The sequence below is a fragment of the Oscillatoria sp. FACHB-1407 genome (assembly GCF_014697545.1).
Classification (GTDB): domain Bacteria; phylum Cyanobacteriota; class Cyanobacteriia; order Elainellales; family Elainellaceae; genus FACHB-1407.
Map to the genome: position 1 here is coordinate 628,157 of NZ_JACJSA010000002.1, position 16,605 is coordinate 644,761.

16 protein-coding genes are annotated in these 16,605 nt (G+C 48.3%); 8 read left to right on the forward strand and 8 right to left on the reverse strand.

The genetic code is table 11. The features are described 5' to 3' along the window. Positions 1 to 40: 40 nt before the first annotated feature. Positions 41 to 721 (reverse strand): bifunctional 4-hydroxy-2-oxoglutarate aldolase/2-dehydro-3-deoxy-phosphogluconate aldolase, encoded by a 681-nt coding sequence (locus H6G89_RS05920; RefSeq protein WP_190504320.1) that lies wholly within the window; start codon positions 719 to 721, stop codon positions 41 to 43. A gap of 143 nt (positions 722 to 864) precedes the next feature. On the opposite strand from H6G89_RS05920, the gene H6G89_RS05925 reads away from it, so the two are divergent. Then, a complete protein-coding gene (locus tag H6G89_RS05925) occupies positions 865 to 1,377 on the forward strand; it encodes a PRC-barrel domain-containing protein (protein ID WP_199336539.1) in 513 nt (170 codons plus the stop codon). An 80-nt stretch (positions 1,378 to 1,457) separates the two neighbouring features. Here the strand turns inward: H6G89_RS05925 and ftsH3 are convergent, their stop codons facing one another. Then, positions 1,458 to 3,296 (reverse strand): ATP-dependent zinc metalloprotease FtsH3, encoded by a 1,839-nt coding sequence (gene ftsH3 / locus H6G89_RS05930; RefSeq protein WP_190504321.1) that lies wholly within the window; start codon positions 3,294 to 3,296, stop codon positions 1,458 to 1,460. A 193-nt stretch (positions 3,297 to 3,489) separates the two neighbouring features. Here ftsH3 and H6G89_RS35605 point away from each other — a divergent pair, with 193 nt between their 5' ends. After that, positions 3,490 to 3,615, forward strand: a complete 126-nt coding sequence (locus H6G89_RS35605; protein ID WP_255519373.1) for a hypothetical protein — start codon at positions 3,490 to 3,492, stop codon at positions 3,613 to 3,615. Between the two features lie 48 nt (positions 3,616 to 3,663). Here H6G89_RS35605 and H6G89_RS05935 read toward each other — a convergent pair whose 3' ends face one another. The 3 genes from H6G89_RS05935 to coaBC all read right to left on the reverse strand — a co-directional run bounded on the left by H6G89_RS05935 (position 3,664) and on the right by coaBC (position 6,569). Then, entirely contained in the window at positions 3,664 to 3,984 is a 321-nt protein-coding gene (locus H6G89_RS05935) for a DMT family transporter (protein ID WP_190504322.1), read from the reverse strand. 120 nt (positions 3,985 to 4,104) lie between these two features. Beyond that, positions 4,105 to 5,229 carry an ABC transporter substrate-binding protein gene (locus H6G89_RS05940; protein ID WP_190504323.1) on the reverse strand — a complete coding sequence of 375 codons (1,125 nt, stop codon included), beginning with the start codon at positions 5,227 to 5,229 and terminating at the stop codon, positions 4,105 to 4,107. A 104-nt stretch (positions 5,230 to 5,333) separates the two neighbouring features. Next, positions 5,334 to 6,569: a bifunctional phosphopantothenoylcysteine decarboxylase/phosphopantothenate--cysteine ligase CoaBC gene (coaBC, locus tag H6G89_RS05945; RefSeq protein WP_190504324.1), complete on the reverse strand. Its 1,236-nt coding sequence runs from the start codon at positions 6,567 to 6,569 to the stop codon at positions 5,334 to 5,336. 10 nt (positions 6,570 to 6,579) lie between these two features. On the opposite strand from coaBC, the gene H6G89_RS05950 reads away from it, so the two are divergent. After that, positions 6,580 to 6,717 carry a hypothetical protein gene (locus H6G89_RS05950; protein WP_190504325.1) on the forward strand — a complete coding sequence of 46 codons (138 nt, stop codon included), beginning with the start codon at positions 6,580 to 6,582 and terminating at the stop codon, positions 6,715 to 6,717. Positions 6,718 to 6,884: 167 nt separating this feature from the next. Here the strand turns inward: H6G89_RS05950 and isiD are convergent, their stop codons facing one another. After that, a complete protein-coding gene (gene isiD / locus H6G89_RS05955; protein WP_190504326.1) occupies positions 6,885 to 7,097 on the reverse strand; it encodes a protein IsiD in 213 nt (70 codons plus the stop codon). Between the two features lie 95 nt (positions 7,098 to 7,192). Beyond that, positions 7,193 to 7,837 carry an alpha/beta hydrolase gene (locus tag H6G89_RS05960; protein ID WP_190504327.1) on the reverse strand — a complete coding sequence of 215 codons (645 nt, stop codon included), beginning with the start codon at positions 7,835 to 7,837 and terminating at the stop codon, positions 7,193 to 7,195. Between the two features lie 565 nt (positions 7,838 to 8,402). On the opposite strand from H6G89_RS05960, the gene H6G89_RS05965 reads away from it, so the two are divergent. After that, on the forward strand, positions 8,403 to 9,314 hold the full coding sequence (locus H6G89_RS05965) for an aldo/keto reductase (protein WP_190504328.1): 912 nt from the start codon (positions 8,403 to 8,405) through the stop codon (positions 9,312 to 9,314). Between the two features lie 76 nt (positions 9,315 to 9,390). Here the strand turns inward: H6G89_RS05965 and H6G89_RS05970 are convergent, their stop codons facing one another. After that, positions 9,391 to 10,095: a pirin family protein gene (locus H6G89_RS05970; protein ID WP_190504329.1), complete on the reverse strand. Its 705-nt coding sequence runs from the start codon at positions 10,093 to 10,095 to the stop codon at positions 9,391 to 9,393. 486 nt (positions 10,096 to 10,581) lie between these two features. On the opposite strand from H6G89_RS05970, the gene H6G89_RS05975 reads away from it, so the two are divergent. The 4 genes from H6G89_RS05975 (at position 10,582) to H6G89_RS05990 (ending at position 16,431) form a co-directional block, all read left to right on the forward strand. After that, the gene (locus H6G89_RS05975; RefSeq protein ID WP_190504330.1) at positions 10,582 to 11,022 is read left to right on the forward strand and encodes a response regulator; all 441 of its coding nucleotides are present in this window, start codon (positions 10,582 to 10,584) and stop codon (positions 11,020 to 11,022) included. A 574-nt stretch (positions 11,023 to 11,596) separates the two neighbouring features. Then, positions 11,597 to 13,906 carry a sensor histidine kinase gene (locus H6G89_RS05980; RefSeq protein ID WP_190504331.1) on the forward strand — a complete coding sequence of 770 codons (2,310 nt, stop codon included), beginning with the start codon at positions 11,597 to 11,599 and terminating at the stop codon, positions 13,904 to 13,906. Beyond that, complete coding sequence (locus H6G89_RS05985) at positions 13,860 to 14,324, forward strand: response regulator (RefSeq protein WP_190504332.1); 465 nt, start codon at positions 13,860 to 13,862, stop codon at positions 14,322 to 14,324. The genes H6G89_RS05980 and H6G89_RS05985 overlap by 47 nt, the downstream gene beginning before the upstream one ends. A gap of 94 nt (positions 14,325 to 14,418) precedes the next feature. Further along, positions 14,419 to 16,431, forward strand: a complete 2,013-nt coding sequence (locus H6G89_RS05990; RefSeq protein ID WP_190504333.1) for an ATP-binding response regulator — start codon at positions 14,419 to 14,421, stop codon at positions 16,429 to 16,431. The last annotated feature ends 174 nt before the right edge of the window (positions 16,432 to 16,605 follow it).

The window sequence follows — 16,605 nt, forward strand, 5'->3', positions numbered from 1 at the left end:
CCGGAGGCAGAGCCTCCAAATCCTGGTTCCCAGCCAGAGGCTAGGAACCAGGAAAAGTACAGATATCGCGAGTACAGACGCGATTAATCGCGTCTCTAATCTGCATCAACATCTCAGCCTGCCGTGTCACCGATTCCCAATCCCCTAGCGCGATCGCCTGTTTAGGAAACAACTGACCCGATAAGCCAACCGCGATCGCTCCTGCTTCTATAAACGATTGGGCATTTTCGGGGGTGACTCCTCCCGTGGGAATGAGGGGGATAGAGCCGAGGGGAGCCTGCAAGTTCTTGATATACATAGCTCCTCCTACGGATTGAATCGGGAAGACCTTGACGCTGGCGGCTCCCGCTTGCCATGCAGTGACGATCTCAGTGGGGGTCAGCGCACCAGGGATCATCGCTATTCCCCGATCTAACGCCAGATGCAACAGGTCTAAACTGGTGTGAGGCGTAAAGCAAAACTCAGCCCCAGCCGCGATCGCCTGTAATAAATGCTCCCGTTCCAACACAGTGCCCACACCAATATGACACATGGGCAAATCGGCTCGAAGTCGTTCCACTAAATCACCGGGGCGATCGCTGTTCCAGGTAATCTCAATCAGCTTCATACCACCCGCCGCAACCGCTTTTGCCATCTGATATCCCACTAACCAATCAGAGGCACGAATCACAGCGATCGCTCGATGCTGTTGCGCAAGTTTTAACCAGTCCTGATTCAACATAACCAAAAAATCTGATCTACCTTCTTTCTTCTTTTTTCCTTCTTCTTTCTTCTTTTTTCCCTCTTCTTCTTCCCTCTGCCTGATGAATTCCTCAGACGACTTTCATACCCTGTTGGTGTAGTCCATTGGAGGCAGGATCAACGATGGCTCTGATCAAACTCAAAGACATGTATTCCAGCGTCGAAAGCGGTAACAACAACGATAACTTCTCCTTAGATTCCTTTCACGTCTATGCCGCAGGCGATCGCGTTGGTACTGTCAAAGATGTGCTTGTCGATGAACAGGAAGGGTTGTTTCGCTATTTGATCATAGACACTGGGTTTTGGGTGTTCGGTAAAACAGTGTTGTTGCCCATTGGCTTGGCTCATTTTGATTATGATGCCAAACGAGTTAATGTGAATGGGCTAACCAAAGAACAGGTAGAACATCTGCCGGAATTTAGCCACGACCTTGAGATTGACCAGGATTATGAAGAGCGGGTCAGAGGAGTATATCGTCCTCTAACGGGTGGCAATCGGTCTGCTGAAACGGTTTACAACCGCGATACCTATAGCTACGAACAAGATCCCCACTTGTATCGTCGAGAAGTTGCGGAGAATGATGATATTTGTAACTTTGAACGAAACTTAGCCCGCCGGGAACGGATGCTTCACTAGAAAAATCCCCAGTCTCAAAAAAACTCCGACTTCTTTTTTTGAGAAGTCGGAGTTTTAGTTAACCCTTGATTAGGAGAAGACTAGGCGATCGATGCCATCTTGACATCGTTGGTTGCTAACAATTCTTGCAACTCTTCAGAGTCAACGGTTTCGCGCTCAATCAGGATCTCTGCCAGAGTATCGAGCACTTTGCGGTTCTCTAGAAGGACTGTCTTGGCACGACGATAAGCTTGATCCACCAAGTTGCGGACTTCGTCGTCGATCGCGGCTGCGGTTTCTTCAGAGAAGTCACGCTCTGCGGCGATATCTCGACCGAGGAACATGTTGCCTTGCTGACGACCCAATGCCACAGGACCGAGGCGATCGCTCATCCCAAACCGAGTTACCATCTGACGTGCTACACGAGCCACCTGTTGCAGGTCATTGGAAGCACCTGTCGTGACTTCCTCTTCACCGAAGACGATCTCTTCAGCGAGACGACCACCCAACGCAACCGCCATCTGATTTTGCAGATAGGAACGGGAATATAACCCAGAGTCCATCCGATCTTCGCTGGGAGTGAACCAGGTCAAACCACCCGCACGACCACGAGGAATAATGCTGATTTTCTGTACAGGGTCATAGTCAGGCATGAGGGCACCAACCAGAGCGTGACCTGCTTCGTGATAAGCCACCAGAGCTTTGCGCTTTTCGCTCATAACGCGGTCTTTCTTCTCTGGACCTGCCAACACGCGATCGATCGCATCGTTGACCTCATCCATTGAGATCTCAGTCAGGTTACGACGAGCCGCTAAAATTGCCGCTTCGTTCAACAGGTTAGCCAGATCGGCTCCGGTGAAACCGGGAGTACGACGGGCAATCTTTTCCAGATCCACGTCTTTCGCCAGAGTCTTGCCGCGAGCATGGACGTTGAGGATTTCCAGACGACCAGCATAGTCGGGGCGATCGACCACTACCTGACGGTCAAAGCGACCGGGACGCAACAGAGCCGCATCCAATACATCAGGACGGTTGGTAGCTGCGATGATGATAATCCCCGTATTGCCCTCAAAACCATCCATCTCAGTCAATAGCTGGTTAAGAGTCTGTTCGCGTTCATCGTTACCGCCGCCCAAGCCAGCACCCCGTTGACGACCGACCGCATCGATTTCATCGATAAACACGATACAGGGGGCGTTAGTTTTAGCTTGCTCAAACAGGTCACGGACACGAGAAGCACCGACACCGACAAACATTTCCACAAATTCGGAACCGGAGATTGAAAAGAAGGGAACGCCTGCTTCACCGGCTACAGCACGCGCCAACAGGGTTTTGCCCGTTCCAGGAGGACCAACCAGTAGCACACCTTTGGGGATCTTGGCACCCACTGCTGTGAAGCGATCGGCATTCTTCAGGAAGTCTACGACCTCTGCCAGTTCCAATTTCGCCTGGTCGATACCCGCAACATCGGAGAAGGTGACCTGAGTTTGAGGCTCCATCTGCACTCTGGCTCTCGATTTGCCAAAATTCATTGCCTGACTACCAGGACCATTTTGGGCGCGTCGCAAGACGAAGAACAACACCACCAATAACAGGAACGGAATGAGCAAGGTACTTAAGACTCGTGCCCAAACGTTGTCGTCTGTTTGAGGTGAGACAGAAATGTCAACGTCGTTTTGGTTCAGAATGGTCAGCAATTCGGGGTCATTGGGCAAATTGACATCCACTTTTTCCCCTGCACGAGTTGTAGCTTGCGCTCTAGTGCGATCGGCACTGATCGTCACCTTCTCAACCCGGTTTTGCTCAACTTCCTGAACGAATTGGCTATATCGCCAAGTTGCTCTGCTGTCACCCGGTCGATCTAACAATGCTGTCGCCAAGAAAATGACGACTACGACCAGAAGAGCATACAATCCCGCATTTCTCCACCGCTTATTCACCGAGGCTCATCCTCCTAATGTTGATGTGAAGGCTGTCATCATATTGCAAAAGCTCACTAAGTTTGCCTTCTCGTATGGGTTTTAACCTTTGCAAATTTCACTGTAATTTTTATTGTTAACTAATATTAACGCATTATCAGGATTCGGGGGATCCTTGTAAGGAACGATTTATCGCCATCGCTGACATGACTTCATGACGGCAAATCACAGCGGACGTATCCCTATTCTGCCACTTGTCTCAAAAAATGAGGTGGATTGGCATCTGCGCTGCGGCAGAACTAACAAAAAAGGCGATCGGTTGCGATCGCCTGTTGGTTGATATTTAGGAGTGATTGCGTGTTTGTCTTGAGTCGGTTGGAACCGAGCTTTATCCGGCTTCTGCCCGCAAAAAAGCAGTACCTGCCACGACCAACATGATTCCAATGATTGTGAAGGCTGTGTAGCCCTCCTTAAACAGGAGAGCACTGAACAGAGCAGCGCAGACGGCTTCTAATCCCAAGACCAAAATGTAGGTAATTCCAAGGTGGGAATTGTTGGTGAGATAGATTTGCAGGCTAGCACCGACCAGAAAAAGCAGATAGACCATCACGCTGGGGACGAGTTGAGAAAACCCAGACGAGAGTTTCATAAAAACGCCACCCACCGTATACGCAAGAGCCGCGATCACGGCAATAAGGAAATACATCATGCACCAAATTTATAGAGTGTTGACAGGTGAATAAACAGGTATCCACAGGAATCGGGCGATCGCCCTCATTCTTGAAGGCGATCACTGACCCCAGTATATACTCTGATGAGAGGTTATTGATCAAGCACTCTTCAGTTCAGTCCAATATTGGTCATACAGGTCGATGGTGTCACCAACCGACGCGATACCCTCGCACTTCGCCAACATTTCAGCGGTGGGGAAGAGATTTGTGTTGTCCTTGAGTTCACCCGGTAACAGGTCAAATGCAGCTTGGCTGGGGGTCGCAAATTTTAGCCGTTCGACGGCATAGGCGGCATTTTCAGGTTCCAGCATGAAGTTAATCCAGGCATAGGCGGCATCCACGTTAGGAGCGGTTGTTGGGATGACCATTGTGTCCGTCCAGACGGAGGAGCCACTGCTGGGGATGACGTACTTCAGGTTGGGGTTATCGAGCGGCAGTGCATTTCCCAGAATGGAGTAGGTCATGCTGAGGATGAGATCCCCTGCAATTAGTGGATCTTCCCAACCGAAGGACTGGAAGGAGGCGATCGCGGGTTTCAGTTCCCGTAGTTTCTGGTAAGCTTCCTCCAATTCCTGGGGGTTGGTCGAGTTGTAGGAATACCCCAAAGATTTGAGCGTGGCTCCCATGACTTCTCGAACATCATCTAACAATGTGATTTTGCCAGCGAGGGCATCCTGGTTTTCCCAGAGATAATCCCAATCTTCGGGAGCCGTTGTTAGCACCTCGCTGTTGTAGATGAAGCCTGTGGTGCCCCAACTGACGGGAATGCTGTGGGCGTTGTCGGGGTCATAGGGTGGGCTTTGCCATTTGTCGCGCAGTTGATCGAGTCCCTGTAGTCGCGACTTGTCCATTGTGGCGAGCAGGTTGAGTTCGATCATCTGCTTCACCATATAGTCGGAGGGATAGAGAATGCTGTACTGGTTGCCTCCGCCCGCCTGCATTTTGGCAAGCATCGTTTCATTGGCATCGTAAACATCAGCAACAACCTCGATGCCTGTTTTCTCAGTGAAGCGTTTGTAGACTTCTTCATCGAAGTAGTCTGCCCAGGTGTAGATGTGCAGAGGTTCGCCAGGTGGAGAGGCGGGGGAACTGGCAGGGGCTTCTGGGGAAGTTGCGGCAGAGTCAGAAGGCGATCGCTGACAATTGGATAGAGCCAGGGTGGAGACGAGAGCCGCTGAGAATTGTAAAAACTGTCGTCGGCTGCGATAACGAGGGCTTTTCATAAGAAGATTCTGGTTTGACAAAGAGTTGATGCAGTATGTCTCAACCCCTCAACAGTAGAAAGGTGAAAAGACTGCATCAACTATTTTGGTATCAAGAGACACTCTTAGTTTGAAAGGTCAGTGTCACTTAGAGGCAATGTCTTTACAAAATCAAACAGGTGATGTGCCATTTGTAACTTACTGCACTGAGCAATGACCACTTGATTGCCCTGACTATCTAGAAAAACGGCTTGGTTTTGATCGCTGCCAAAGCCACTGCCACTGATATCCACGGGGTTTGCCACGATCGCATCCAGTTTTTTGCGGTGCAACTTATCCAACGCTGGCGTGATGATGTCTCCAGTTTGGGCAGCAAAGCCAATGATCGTTTGATGGGGCTGTTTGCGGCTGCTCAGGTCTGCTACGATATCGGGCACAAAATTGAGATTGAGGGTTGTGGGGAGCGATCGCTTCGGCAACTTCTCGGCACTGTATTCAGCGGGGCTGACATCACCCACGGCTGCTGCCATGACCGTCCAATCAGCATCCGGGAAACATTCCAGCAATGCCCGATGCATTTCAGCGGCACTGACTACTGAGATCAGCCGTGCTCCTCGTAATCCGGTTAACAACCCTGTATCCATGGGAGCATGAACCAGTGTGACCGTGGCTCCCCGATGCAGGGCAGCCTGTGCCAGAGCGATCCCCATTTTGCCCGTCGAGGGATTGCCGATAAACCGAACCGGGTCAAGATGCTCGCGTGTGCCACCTGCGCTGATGAGAAAGTGTTTCCCGGTCAGATCGCGATCGCCCCTGGTGTGCAACAAAGATTCTAGATGAGCCAGCAACTCTGGAGGCTCTGCCATGCGTCCTGCCCCGACGCGATCGCACGCCAAAATGCCTGATCCGGGACCGACTGCATGATAACGGCGATCGCTCTGAACCAGTTGCCAGTTGCGCTGTACGGATTGCTGCTCCCACATCTCTGTATTCATGGCGGGAGCCAGCAAGACTGGACAGGCGGATGCCAAAACCGTGTTGGTCAGCAGATTGTCTGCCAGACCATACGCCAACTTTCCGAGCGTGTTGGCGGTCAGAGGAGCAATCAAAAACACCTCCGCCCATTCCCCCAACTCAATGTGCAGGGGACGGTGATGGCTGGCTTGCCAGAAGTCTTGATTAGTATAGGCAGGGTGACGGGAGAGAGTGGCGATCGTCAATGGCGTGATAAACGCCTGAGCACTCTCCGTCAAAATAGCTCTAACCTCGGCTCCTGCTTTGGCAAGCGTGGAAATGACTTCACAGACCTTGTATGCCGCGATGCCACCACCGATGCCGACTAAAACTCGTTTTCCTTGCATGGAATGGTTGATGGTCAGTGGTCAATGGTTGGTGGTCAATGTCAATGGTCAATGTCAATGGTCAAATGTCAATGGTCAGTGGTTGTGGTCGATCGCCAATGCTATGAGGATGTTTGAGAAGTTCAAGTTAGGTGGACTTGGCGACTGAAGTTACAGACTTTGTGCCTATAGGCGCGGTTTTAGCAGCTGAAAGCTTTTCAAACACCCTTTCATGGCTCAAGTTCACCGCTTGATTACTGTCAGTAATGAGCGATGAACAATTGACCATTGACGATTGACTTAGCAGCGATTCAAAAACGATGGCGATCGCCCGTCTTAGGCTTCGTCATATGCCTCTAGGTCGAGTAAGTACATGTAGGGTTCTACCAGACTTGGACGCTGAAAGGCGATCGCCCGCAGCAGATGCCAATCCTCTAGACCTTCAAAAGGACTGGTGTAAGCATCTTGATCTAAACGCTGTGCCAATTCAGCGACGTCCGTCTCTGTCATTTTGGCGACATCCTGTTCAGAAAAATGTAGTGTTTTCATGCTCAACTCCCTCCTTCTCAGCAACATCTGTCTTCAACTCATAGCGTATCCAGATGAGCCGTACACCTATCCTACGTCGTTTCTTCGGGTTTCACCTAGAGCAGAGGTAGCTTTCCTATAAAACTTTGCATAATCTGTAGAATTTCTAGCTGAATTTCGTGACCCATTACAAATTCTTGATAATCCAGTTGAACTCCTGCTGCAATTAGAGAATCTCGTGCCTGTCGAGCCGCTGTGATCGACACAACGTTGTCTAGGGTGCCATGCACCATCAACACAGGGGCAACGGGGGGAGTTTCAAGTTGGAGGGGGGTGTGTAAATAGCCGCTCAGCACCATTAAAGCTGCCAGGGGAAGGCGTAGGCCCACATCCAGGGTCATCGCTCCGCCTTGAGAAAAGCCCGCTAGAACGGTGCGATTGAGGGGAACTCCAGTTGCCGACTCCAACGAGAGGAGCCAATCCGTCAGGGTTTGTCGGCTTTGGAGTAGGTCTGGTTTAGCTTGAAAATCGTCCCGACTGCAAAAGTCGTAGTCATCTGGAAAGCCATACCACTTCTTACCAGTTGGATTGTAAGGATGGGGAAATGGAGCATCCGGGAAGACGAATTGATACTCTGGCAACTTTAAGTAAGAGGCTAAAGCAGCCACGTCTTGAGCATTGGCTCCCCACCCGTGAAGCAGGACAAGCAACCCTTGGGCAGGTTGGGTTTTAGCGGGAATGGCGATCGCGTTGAGAGTCATAGTGATTTGGGATTTTAGATTCTGGATTTTAGAGTACAAAATCCCTGTTGGCGAGTATGCTGGGCGATCGATTTGGGGTTAACTCCTATCAGGACTACGAATTCAATCACATCGGATTTTTTGTTAAACGAACCTGCCCCTCTCCGACTTGGCTACTGTGTATACACAAGTCCTCTCAGTCCTCTAAATCTCCCAATTCTGGGAGACTTTGAGCCTTTGTCAAAGGTTTTAACTCGATCAGAAGCACCCGTACTTGGAACCAATGCGAAGCGCGTCTTTGGGGTAACTCAAACCCCTTCTGCTAGAGGGATTGGGGGAGGCAGTGGTGTCCCCTAATGGGGGTTTGGGGGAGAATTCCCCCAATGCCTGGTTCTCAAACTCATGGAAGCAGCCAGGTGTCTCCATTGGAAAACAGAGATGTGTACACGGTAGCTCTGACTCGGCAAAAGTTGCCGTAGGCGGGGTGACGTTGCTGAAGTTATTTAATCCACGATCCTTAGGTGGAGTACCATTCTCAATTTAAAGGTTACTGTTAGTAGCTGAAAGCCCATTCCAATTTAATCTGATGCAGGTTCCTTCCCTTTCGCTCCATGCTCAAGGTTTACGCTGTTCTCGTCTGGTCGTTGGGGTGTGGCGACTGGCGGAGTGGCAAATGACCTCTGAGGATTTGTTGGATTTTCTACACACTTGCCTGGATTTAGGAATCACGACCATTGATCATGCCGATATCTATGGAGATTACACCTGTGAGGGGTTATTTGGGGAAGCGTTGCAAAAAGAACCAGGACTGCGCGATCGCCTCCAACTCATTAGCAAATGCGGCATTAAATTAGTGTCTTCTAACCGTTCTCAACACCAGATCAAGCACTACGACACCAGCCGCGCTCACATTCTTACTTCTGTCAATAATTCGCTTCAGCAACTTCACACAGACTATCTCGATCTCCTGCTGCTCCATCGTCCTGACCCGTTGATGGATGCCGATGAAACCGCAGAGGCGTTGATGAGTCTGATTCAAAGTGGCAAAGTTCGCTATGTGGGCGTTTCTAACTTTACGCCCAGTCAGTATGACTTGTTAGCATCTCGGTTGAGCGTGCCGCTGGTCACAAATCAGATTGAGATCTCTGTGTTGCATTTAGACCCATTTCTGGATGGGACGCTTGACCAGTGTCAACGACTCCGGATTGCGCCGATGGCGTGGTCGCCGTTGGGGGGTGGCGCGCTATTTCAGCGGTCAGAGGCACAAGCCCAGCGGATATACACGAGCCTTACCAAAGTTGGGCAGGAACTCGGCGGACTTAGAGAGGATCAGGTTGCTCTAGCGTGGCTGTTGACTCATCCCGCCAATATTGTCCCTATTTTGGGTACTGGCAACCTCGATCGCATTCAGGCGGCTGTGGGTGCTATAGACGTCAAGTTAACGCGAGAGCAATGGTTCAGGATTTGGAGTGCGTCAACGGGGACTGATGTGCCTTAATCAGGGCGAAGCATTTGGCAAATCCGATCTTGAATCAATTCAAAGGCTGTTGCCCGAATGCTTCGCCCTTAGAGGATTATGCTGCCATATCGAATAACAGCACTTCAGCGTCATCCGATGCGCCTTGCAGCGTGATCAGGTTTTCCTGAGTAATTGCGGCTCCATCTCCGGCAGAGAGGGGGCGATCGTTTAACTGCACGGCACCGCGTGCAACCTGTACCCAGACGACGCGATCGCTAGCTAATGTATGTTCAACTGTGTCACCTGCTTTCAACGCAGTGGCATACAAATTGACATCTTGATGAATCGTGATGGAACCGTCACGACCATCGCGAGAGCCAACGAGGCGTAACTTGCCTTGCTTCTCTTCAGTCGAGAAGGTTTTTTGCTCATAACCGGGTTCAATGCCTTTGCGTTCGGGCAGAATCCAGATTTGCAAAAAGTGAACAGGGTCAGCGTTAGAAGCGTTGAATTCGCTATGCATAATGCCTGTTCCGGCAGACATCCGCTGCACGTCACCGGGGCGAATCACCGAACCCGTACCGATGCTGTCTTTATGCTCTAATGCACCCTCTAAAACGTAGGAAATGATCTCCATATCGCGGTGACCGTGAGTGCCAAAGCCTTGCCCTGGAGTCACTTTGTCTTCATTAATCACTCGCAGATCGGCAAAGCCCATGTGAGCCGGATCGTAGTAATTTCCAAAGGAAAAGGTGTGGCGACTATCTAACCAACCGAAATTAGCAACACCGCGTTCTTGAGCAGGACGAATTGTAATCATGTGTGGCACCTCTTCAGTAGGTGGATTGAGTTGAATAGAGTATTTTCTGTGAACCGTATCCTTCAGGTCATGACACACTTGAGCATTTCTATCATCTGACGAACATGAAAGCTTTTGAGAGGAATTTCAAGTCATCAGCCTTGCGTCAACTGCATCAGCCTTTTCTTTTGACTCCTTTATTATGGATTGAATCTAAATAAAAGACAATACCCTATTTAATCTACTAATTGTTTCCTAAAAATCTACAATACCTGGATAGAGTGGCGATCGCTCTAAAACGCCAATTCATCTCCAGATTGTTAGTTGAGTGCAGTACAACCAACTTTCTTGACTCCTTGTATAGCTTGGCTCCCTCATGGTTTGACGGACTTCACCCTGTTGAGAACCGCTATAGCTATTAGTTGAATTGAGCCGTGTAAAAGGTTATTTGCTACCTTTCAAACACCCTCTAATATTGAGTGAGCTAAATTCGTGGCTTGAACAGATATGGAAGAACGCACGGCTTCAAGGACAATCCTCATTATTGAAAGTGATGCGAATCATGCTCAGGTACTTCAAACTGCATTGCAGAATGAGGAGATGCCGCAACGAATTGTGGTGCAAAATAACGTAGTTCAAGCCACTCACTATTTGAGCCAAGCCGAAGAAAATACAACTGTGGCTCGCCCCGATTTAATCTTGCTTAACCTTAAGGAGTTTGAGAATGAAGGTAAGCAATTTATTACAGAGATTAAGACCAATCCAAAGCTCAAGCGAATTCCGCTGATTATATTAACGACGTCAGCCGATCAAGCTGATATTTTTCAGTGCTATGCCTTACAAAGTAACTGTTATGTCATTAAGTCCGATGACACCCAAGAATTATTGGCGATCGCTAAAAAAATCAAAGATTTTTGGTTAGAAATTGTTACGCTTCCGATGGAGTGATAACTCACTCAAAATGAAACATAACTTGGGTCACTATAATCGCCCAAAGTCTTTTGAATAGGGGATTTCTATGATAGGATTTGAGATTTTGGATCCATCTTCTCTTAACGGATGGAAATAGTTTGACAACACACATTAATAAACCGAAAGATAATTAATAGTGCTTCAAGCAAGATTCTGATTCATTTAACAATTACTTCTAATTTTCCTCAATCTTCCGAGATATGCTGATGATGAAAATTGAATTTGCAAGTTTGGGTTGCAATATTGAGTACAGTTAGGGCTTAAATTCAGCAATAAATTCTGTAAATTTTTTGTTGAATTGATCTAATTGAATTCAATAAAATGCATGGTTTTACAAAGTAGAATTTGAATCTTTCACACTAGTGTTGCGAACACAAAGTTCTGCAATGTAGAGGGTTTGGGGGCTTCGCCCCCAAGAAGGGGTTTCACCCCTTCACCCCTTTCAAAACTTATTTTTTGCTGTACTAGTTAGAGTGTGTTAGTGGTTGCTGGCTTGACAACCTGACAGCCATTCATCCTTTTTTGGGTTCACTGTTACAGAGGTAGATTTATGGTGGGAATCAATAGTCAGTCTCAAAGCGTTAATTTAACTCAACTCAAGCAGCCACCGATTCATATCTCTACTCAGATTCAACCGCATGGAATCTTGCTCGTTTTACAAGAGCCTGACCTGAGAGTTTTGCAAACCAGCAGCAATACAACAATGCTGTTGGGCATTTCTCCTCAAGATATGTTGCAGAAAACATTGGAGGAGATCCTCGATCCATTTCAAGTCGATCGCTTCAAAGAAGGCTTGTTAGAGGGCAATCTAGACTTGATCAATCCTGCGAAGGTTTGGATTCGGCGTAAAGGGGATGATTATCTTGTTTTTGATGCGGTGTTTCATCGCAATGTCGATGGAATTTTAATTCTGGAATTAGAGCCAGCTTTGTCACAAGAGAACATCCCATTTCTCAGCTTTTATCACTTAGCCAAAGCATCCATTAGTCAACTAGAAGAAAGCCCTAACCTGAATGATTTTTGCCAAATCATTGTGCAGGAAGTGCGTAAAGTGACAGGGTTCGATCGCGTCATGCTCTACAAGTTTGATGATGACGGACATGGAACCGTTTTGGCTGAAGAAAAACTGGATGAGATGGAACCCTACTTGGGACTCCATTTTCCAGAGTCAGATATTCCCACCCCTGCCCGCAAATTGTTTGGCTCAAACTGGATTCGCTTGATTCCCGATTCCCACGCTGAGTCCGTTGCAATTTATCCGCTGCAAAATCCGCTCACGCAACAACCTACTGACCTGACGCATTCCATTTTGAGGAGTGCTTATTCCTGCCATATGGAGTATTTGCACAACATGGAAGTGGGGTCGTCATTGACGATTTCCTTGATCAAAGATCAGAAACTTTGGGGATTAATTGCCTGCCATCATCGCACTCCTAAATATGTTTCCTATGAGTTGCGAAAGGCTTGCGAATTCTTGGGGCGAGTCATCTTTTCAGAACTCTCGACTCGTGAAGAAACGGCTGATTATGACTATCGAATGCAACTGGCATACATTCAATCTCTGTTGGTTGAATATATGTCACAAGAGGATAGTTTTATTGATGGTTTGACCAAGCATGAACCGAGCCTTTTAGACTTAGCTAACGCTCAAGGAGCGGCGATCGCCTTTGGTGGCACCTGGACAACCATTGGGCGCACTCCCAATGAGGAAGACCTGAACTATTTGGTGCAGTGGTTGGCTAAAAACGTCGATGATGATGTTTTTTGCACGGATTCTCTGGCGCAGTTGTATGCGGATGCGGAACGCTTTAAAGATGTGGCAAGTGGCTTATTAGCCATTCCTATTTCCAAGCGGAATTATGTGTTGTGGTTCCGTCCTGAAGTGATTCAAACGGTGAATTGGGGGGGTGATCCCAATAAGGCATTTGAGGTGAAACAAACGGAAGGGCAAACTCGCTTGTGTCCGCGCAAGTCCTTTGAGTTGTGGAAAGAAACGGTACGGTTGCGATCGCTGCCCTGGAAGTCGGTTGAAGTCAATGCAGCGTTGGAGTTGAGAAAAGCGATCGTTAACATTGTGTTGAAACAAGCGGATGAGTTGGCTCAGTTGGCACACGATTTGGAGCGATCGAACGCTGAGTTGAAAAAGTTTGCTTACATCGCCTCCCATGATTTGCAGGAACCGCTCAACCAGGTTGCCAATTATGTGCAGCTTCTAGAGATGCGCTACAACGATCAACTGGATGAGGATGCCAAAGATTTCATCGGGTTTGCAGTTGAGGGAGTGGGTCTGATGCAAACCCTGATTGATGATGTGTTGGCCTATTCTAAGGTTGACTTGCAGGGCATCGAATGTGCTCTGACTGAAGTCGAAATCGCGCTGACTCAAGCGTTAGCCAATCTGCGGGGACGTGTTCTTGAGAGTGGCGCGGTTGTGACCTACGGTTCTCTGCCAACGGTGATTGCAGACCACACCCAGTTGATGCAGTTGTTCCAGAACTTGATCGGCAATGCAATTAAGTTCCAAAAAGCAGACCAACCTCCCAGAATTCACATCAGCGCAGAACGACAAGAAGATGCCTGGTTGTTCTCGGTAGAAGACAATGGCATTGGCATTGATCCCCAGTTTGGCGATCGCATTTTTGTCATCTTCCAGCGACTCCATACCCGTGAAGAATATCCCGGCATGGGCATGGGGTTGGCGATCTGCAAAAAGATTGTCGAGTGTCACCGTGGACGCATCTGGGTTGAGTCTGCGTTAGGTCAAGGGTCAATATTCCGCTTCACAATCCCGGTGGGAGGACGCGATCGCGATCATGCAAACGGACGCAAGAAGCAAAACCATCTTTTTAATCGAAGATAATCGAGCTGATATTCGATTAATTCAAGAGGCGTTAAAGCTGAGTGCCAAACAGCACCAGGTGATAACAGTCAGAGATGGGGTTGCGGCAATGGCATATCTGCGACAGGACGGGGAGTATGAGGATGCGCCCCGTCCAGACCTCATCCTGCTAGATTTAAATTTGCCGAAAAAGGATGGTCGAGAAGTTTTGGCTGAGATTAAAGCTGATCCCAACTTGAGGCACATTCCGGTGGTGGTGCTCAGTACTTCGCGCAATGAAGAAGACATTCTCAAGAGTTATGACCTGCATGTGAACTGCTACATCTCCAAATCCCGTAATCTCAGCCAACTGTTCAAAATTGTCAGAGGGATTGAGGAGTTCTGGTTAGAAACAGCTACATTGCCTGAGTTAGAAGAATCTGATTTCAATCAGGCTTAATGGTTCGTGTCCAAGTGACATGATCCCGATCAGGTTGCGTCTACGTCAACGGCTTTTACAGTTCTAGTGCTACGTCGCGTATGTCAACGGTTGTATGGACATTTTATTAATTGAGGATAGTGCCGCAGAAGCTAGATTTCTGCACGAAATCCTCAAAGCAACCATCCCACTTCAGTTTCATCTAGACCACGTTAAGCGACTGGGTGATGGCGTTAATTGCCTCACTCAAAATCATTTCAATGTTGTGTTGTTAGATTTGACCCTGCCCGATAGTCAGGGATTAATCTCTATCGATACGTTGACCAGTGTTGCTCCACAATTACCAATCGTTGTTTTAACAAATACGAATGACAACGAATTGGCACTCGAAGCTGTGCGCCAGGGTGCTCAGGATTATCTGGTGAAGCGACAGGTGAATGGGGAGTTGCTCGTGCGATCGCTGCGCTATGCGATCGAGCGCAAACAGGCTTCTGAGGCATTGCGAGAAGCAAACGAAGCGTTAGAAGTGCGCGTGCAAGAGCGGACGGCTGAGCTTGAAACAACCAATGAATTGTTGAAGCAAGAAATTAGTAGTCATCGACAAGCCCAAGAGCGATTAGAATTGGCTCAAAAAGCAGCACAAATAGGCACGTTTGAGTGGAATATTCGATCGAATGAAGTTACCTGGAGTGCAGAACTGGAGTCTTTGTATGGGTTGTCTCCGGGTAGTTTTGCAGGGCAGTATGAGCAGTGGGCAAAAACGCTACATCCGGGCGATCGCACTAAAACAGAACAAGAATTTTGGCACGCAGTTCACACCGGAGAAGGTTTAAACACCGAGTTCCGCATTGTTCATCCGGATGGGACTGTTCATTGGATTGCCGCAAAAAGTAAAGTCTTTTGTGATGAAACGGATATACCTCTACGAATGTTAGGCGTTCACATTGACATCACAGAGAAAAAACAATTTGAAGCGCAATTTTTGCAGGCACAGCGACTAGAAAGTTTAGGGACGCTGGCGAGTGGCATTGCTCACGATTTGAATAATATTCTGACTCCCATTTTGACGATCGCCCAACTCCTTTCTCTCAAGCTGCAAAACCTGGATGAGAGAAATCGGCAGATGCTCACCATGCTGAATACGAGTGCCAAACGAGGAGCCGATCTCGTCAAGCAAATTTTGTCCTTTGCGCGTGGGGTTGAGGGCAAACGCATCTCACTTCAGATGGGATCGCTGATCTCTGAAATTAAAAAGATTTTGCAAGAAACGCTCTGCAACAAATCGATTGATATTCAGACCGATATTGCTACTGATCTCTGGCTGGTGTCGGCAGATATCACACAACTGCATCAGGTGTTGATGAATCTCTGTGTGAATGCGCGGGATGCCATGCCAACCGGAGGCATTTTGAGCCTGGGGGTTCGTAATTTGTGGGTGGATGAACAGCAAGCCCGTCGTTATCTGGAAGCAAAACCCGGTCCCTATGTGGTGAGCACCGTGAAAGATACAGGGGTCGGAATTGCGCCAGAGATTATCAATCGTATTTTTGACCCCTTTTTTACCACGAAAGACATTGGTCAGGGAACCGGATTGGGTTTATCGGCCGTGCTCGGTATTATCAAAAGTCATGGAGGCTTTGTCGAGGTTCAGAGTCAGGTTGGCAACGGTAGCCAGTTTCAAATCTATCTTCCGGCGATCGAGGCGATGACGGCTCAAGTATCAGTAGATTGGGAGTTGCTCTCAGGGCAGCAAGAATTGATTTTGGTTGTAGACGATGAAACCGCAATTTGTGATATGACCAAATTAGCCCTAGAATCCTACAACTACCGGGTATTGGTGGCTCACAATGGCACTGAGGCGATCGCCCTGTGTAGCCAATACCCCGATCAAATTGACGGGGTCTTGCTCGACATCATGATGCCCTCTTTGAATGGCATCGACACGATCCCAATTCTACAAAAACTCAATCCCTACATTCCCATCATCGCCATGAGTGGGCTTGCCTCGACAGAAACGGTAGCTCAAATTGAACAGTTGGGAGTCCAGCGATTTTTGGCTAAACCCTTTACTACCCGTGAACTATTGCAAACCATCCACGAGGTAAAGGCAAGCCACTGTTACCTTTAGCGCATGATAGCGACGATATAATGAAGATTGTGGCGATCGTTGTGATTGCAGCTTAACCAAAGTGCAATCCAAACAGGAGTTACGCAGTTGAGAAAAAGGGGGAGTTGGAGTAAAACCAAAGAATGAATCCACCCAAAGTCAACGAGAACGATTACATCAACTTTTTGATTGCAG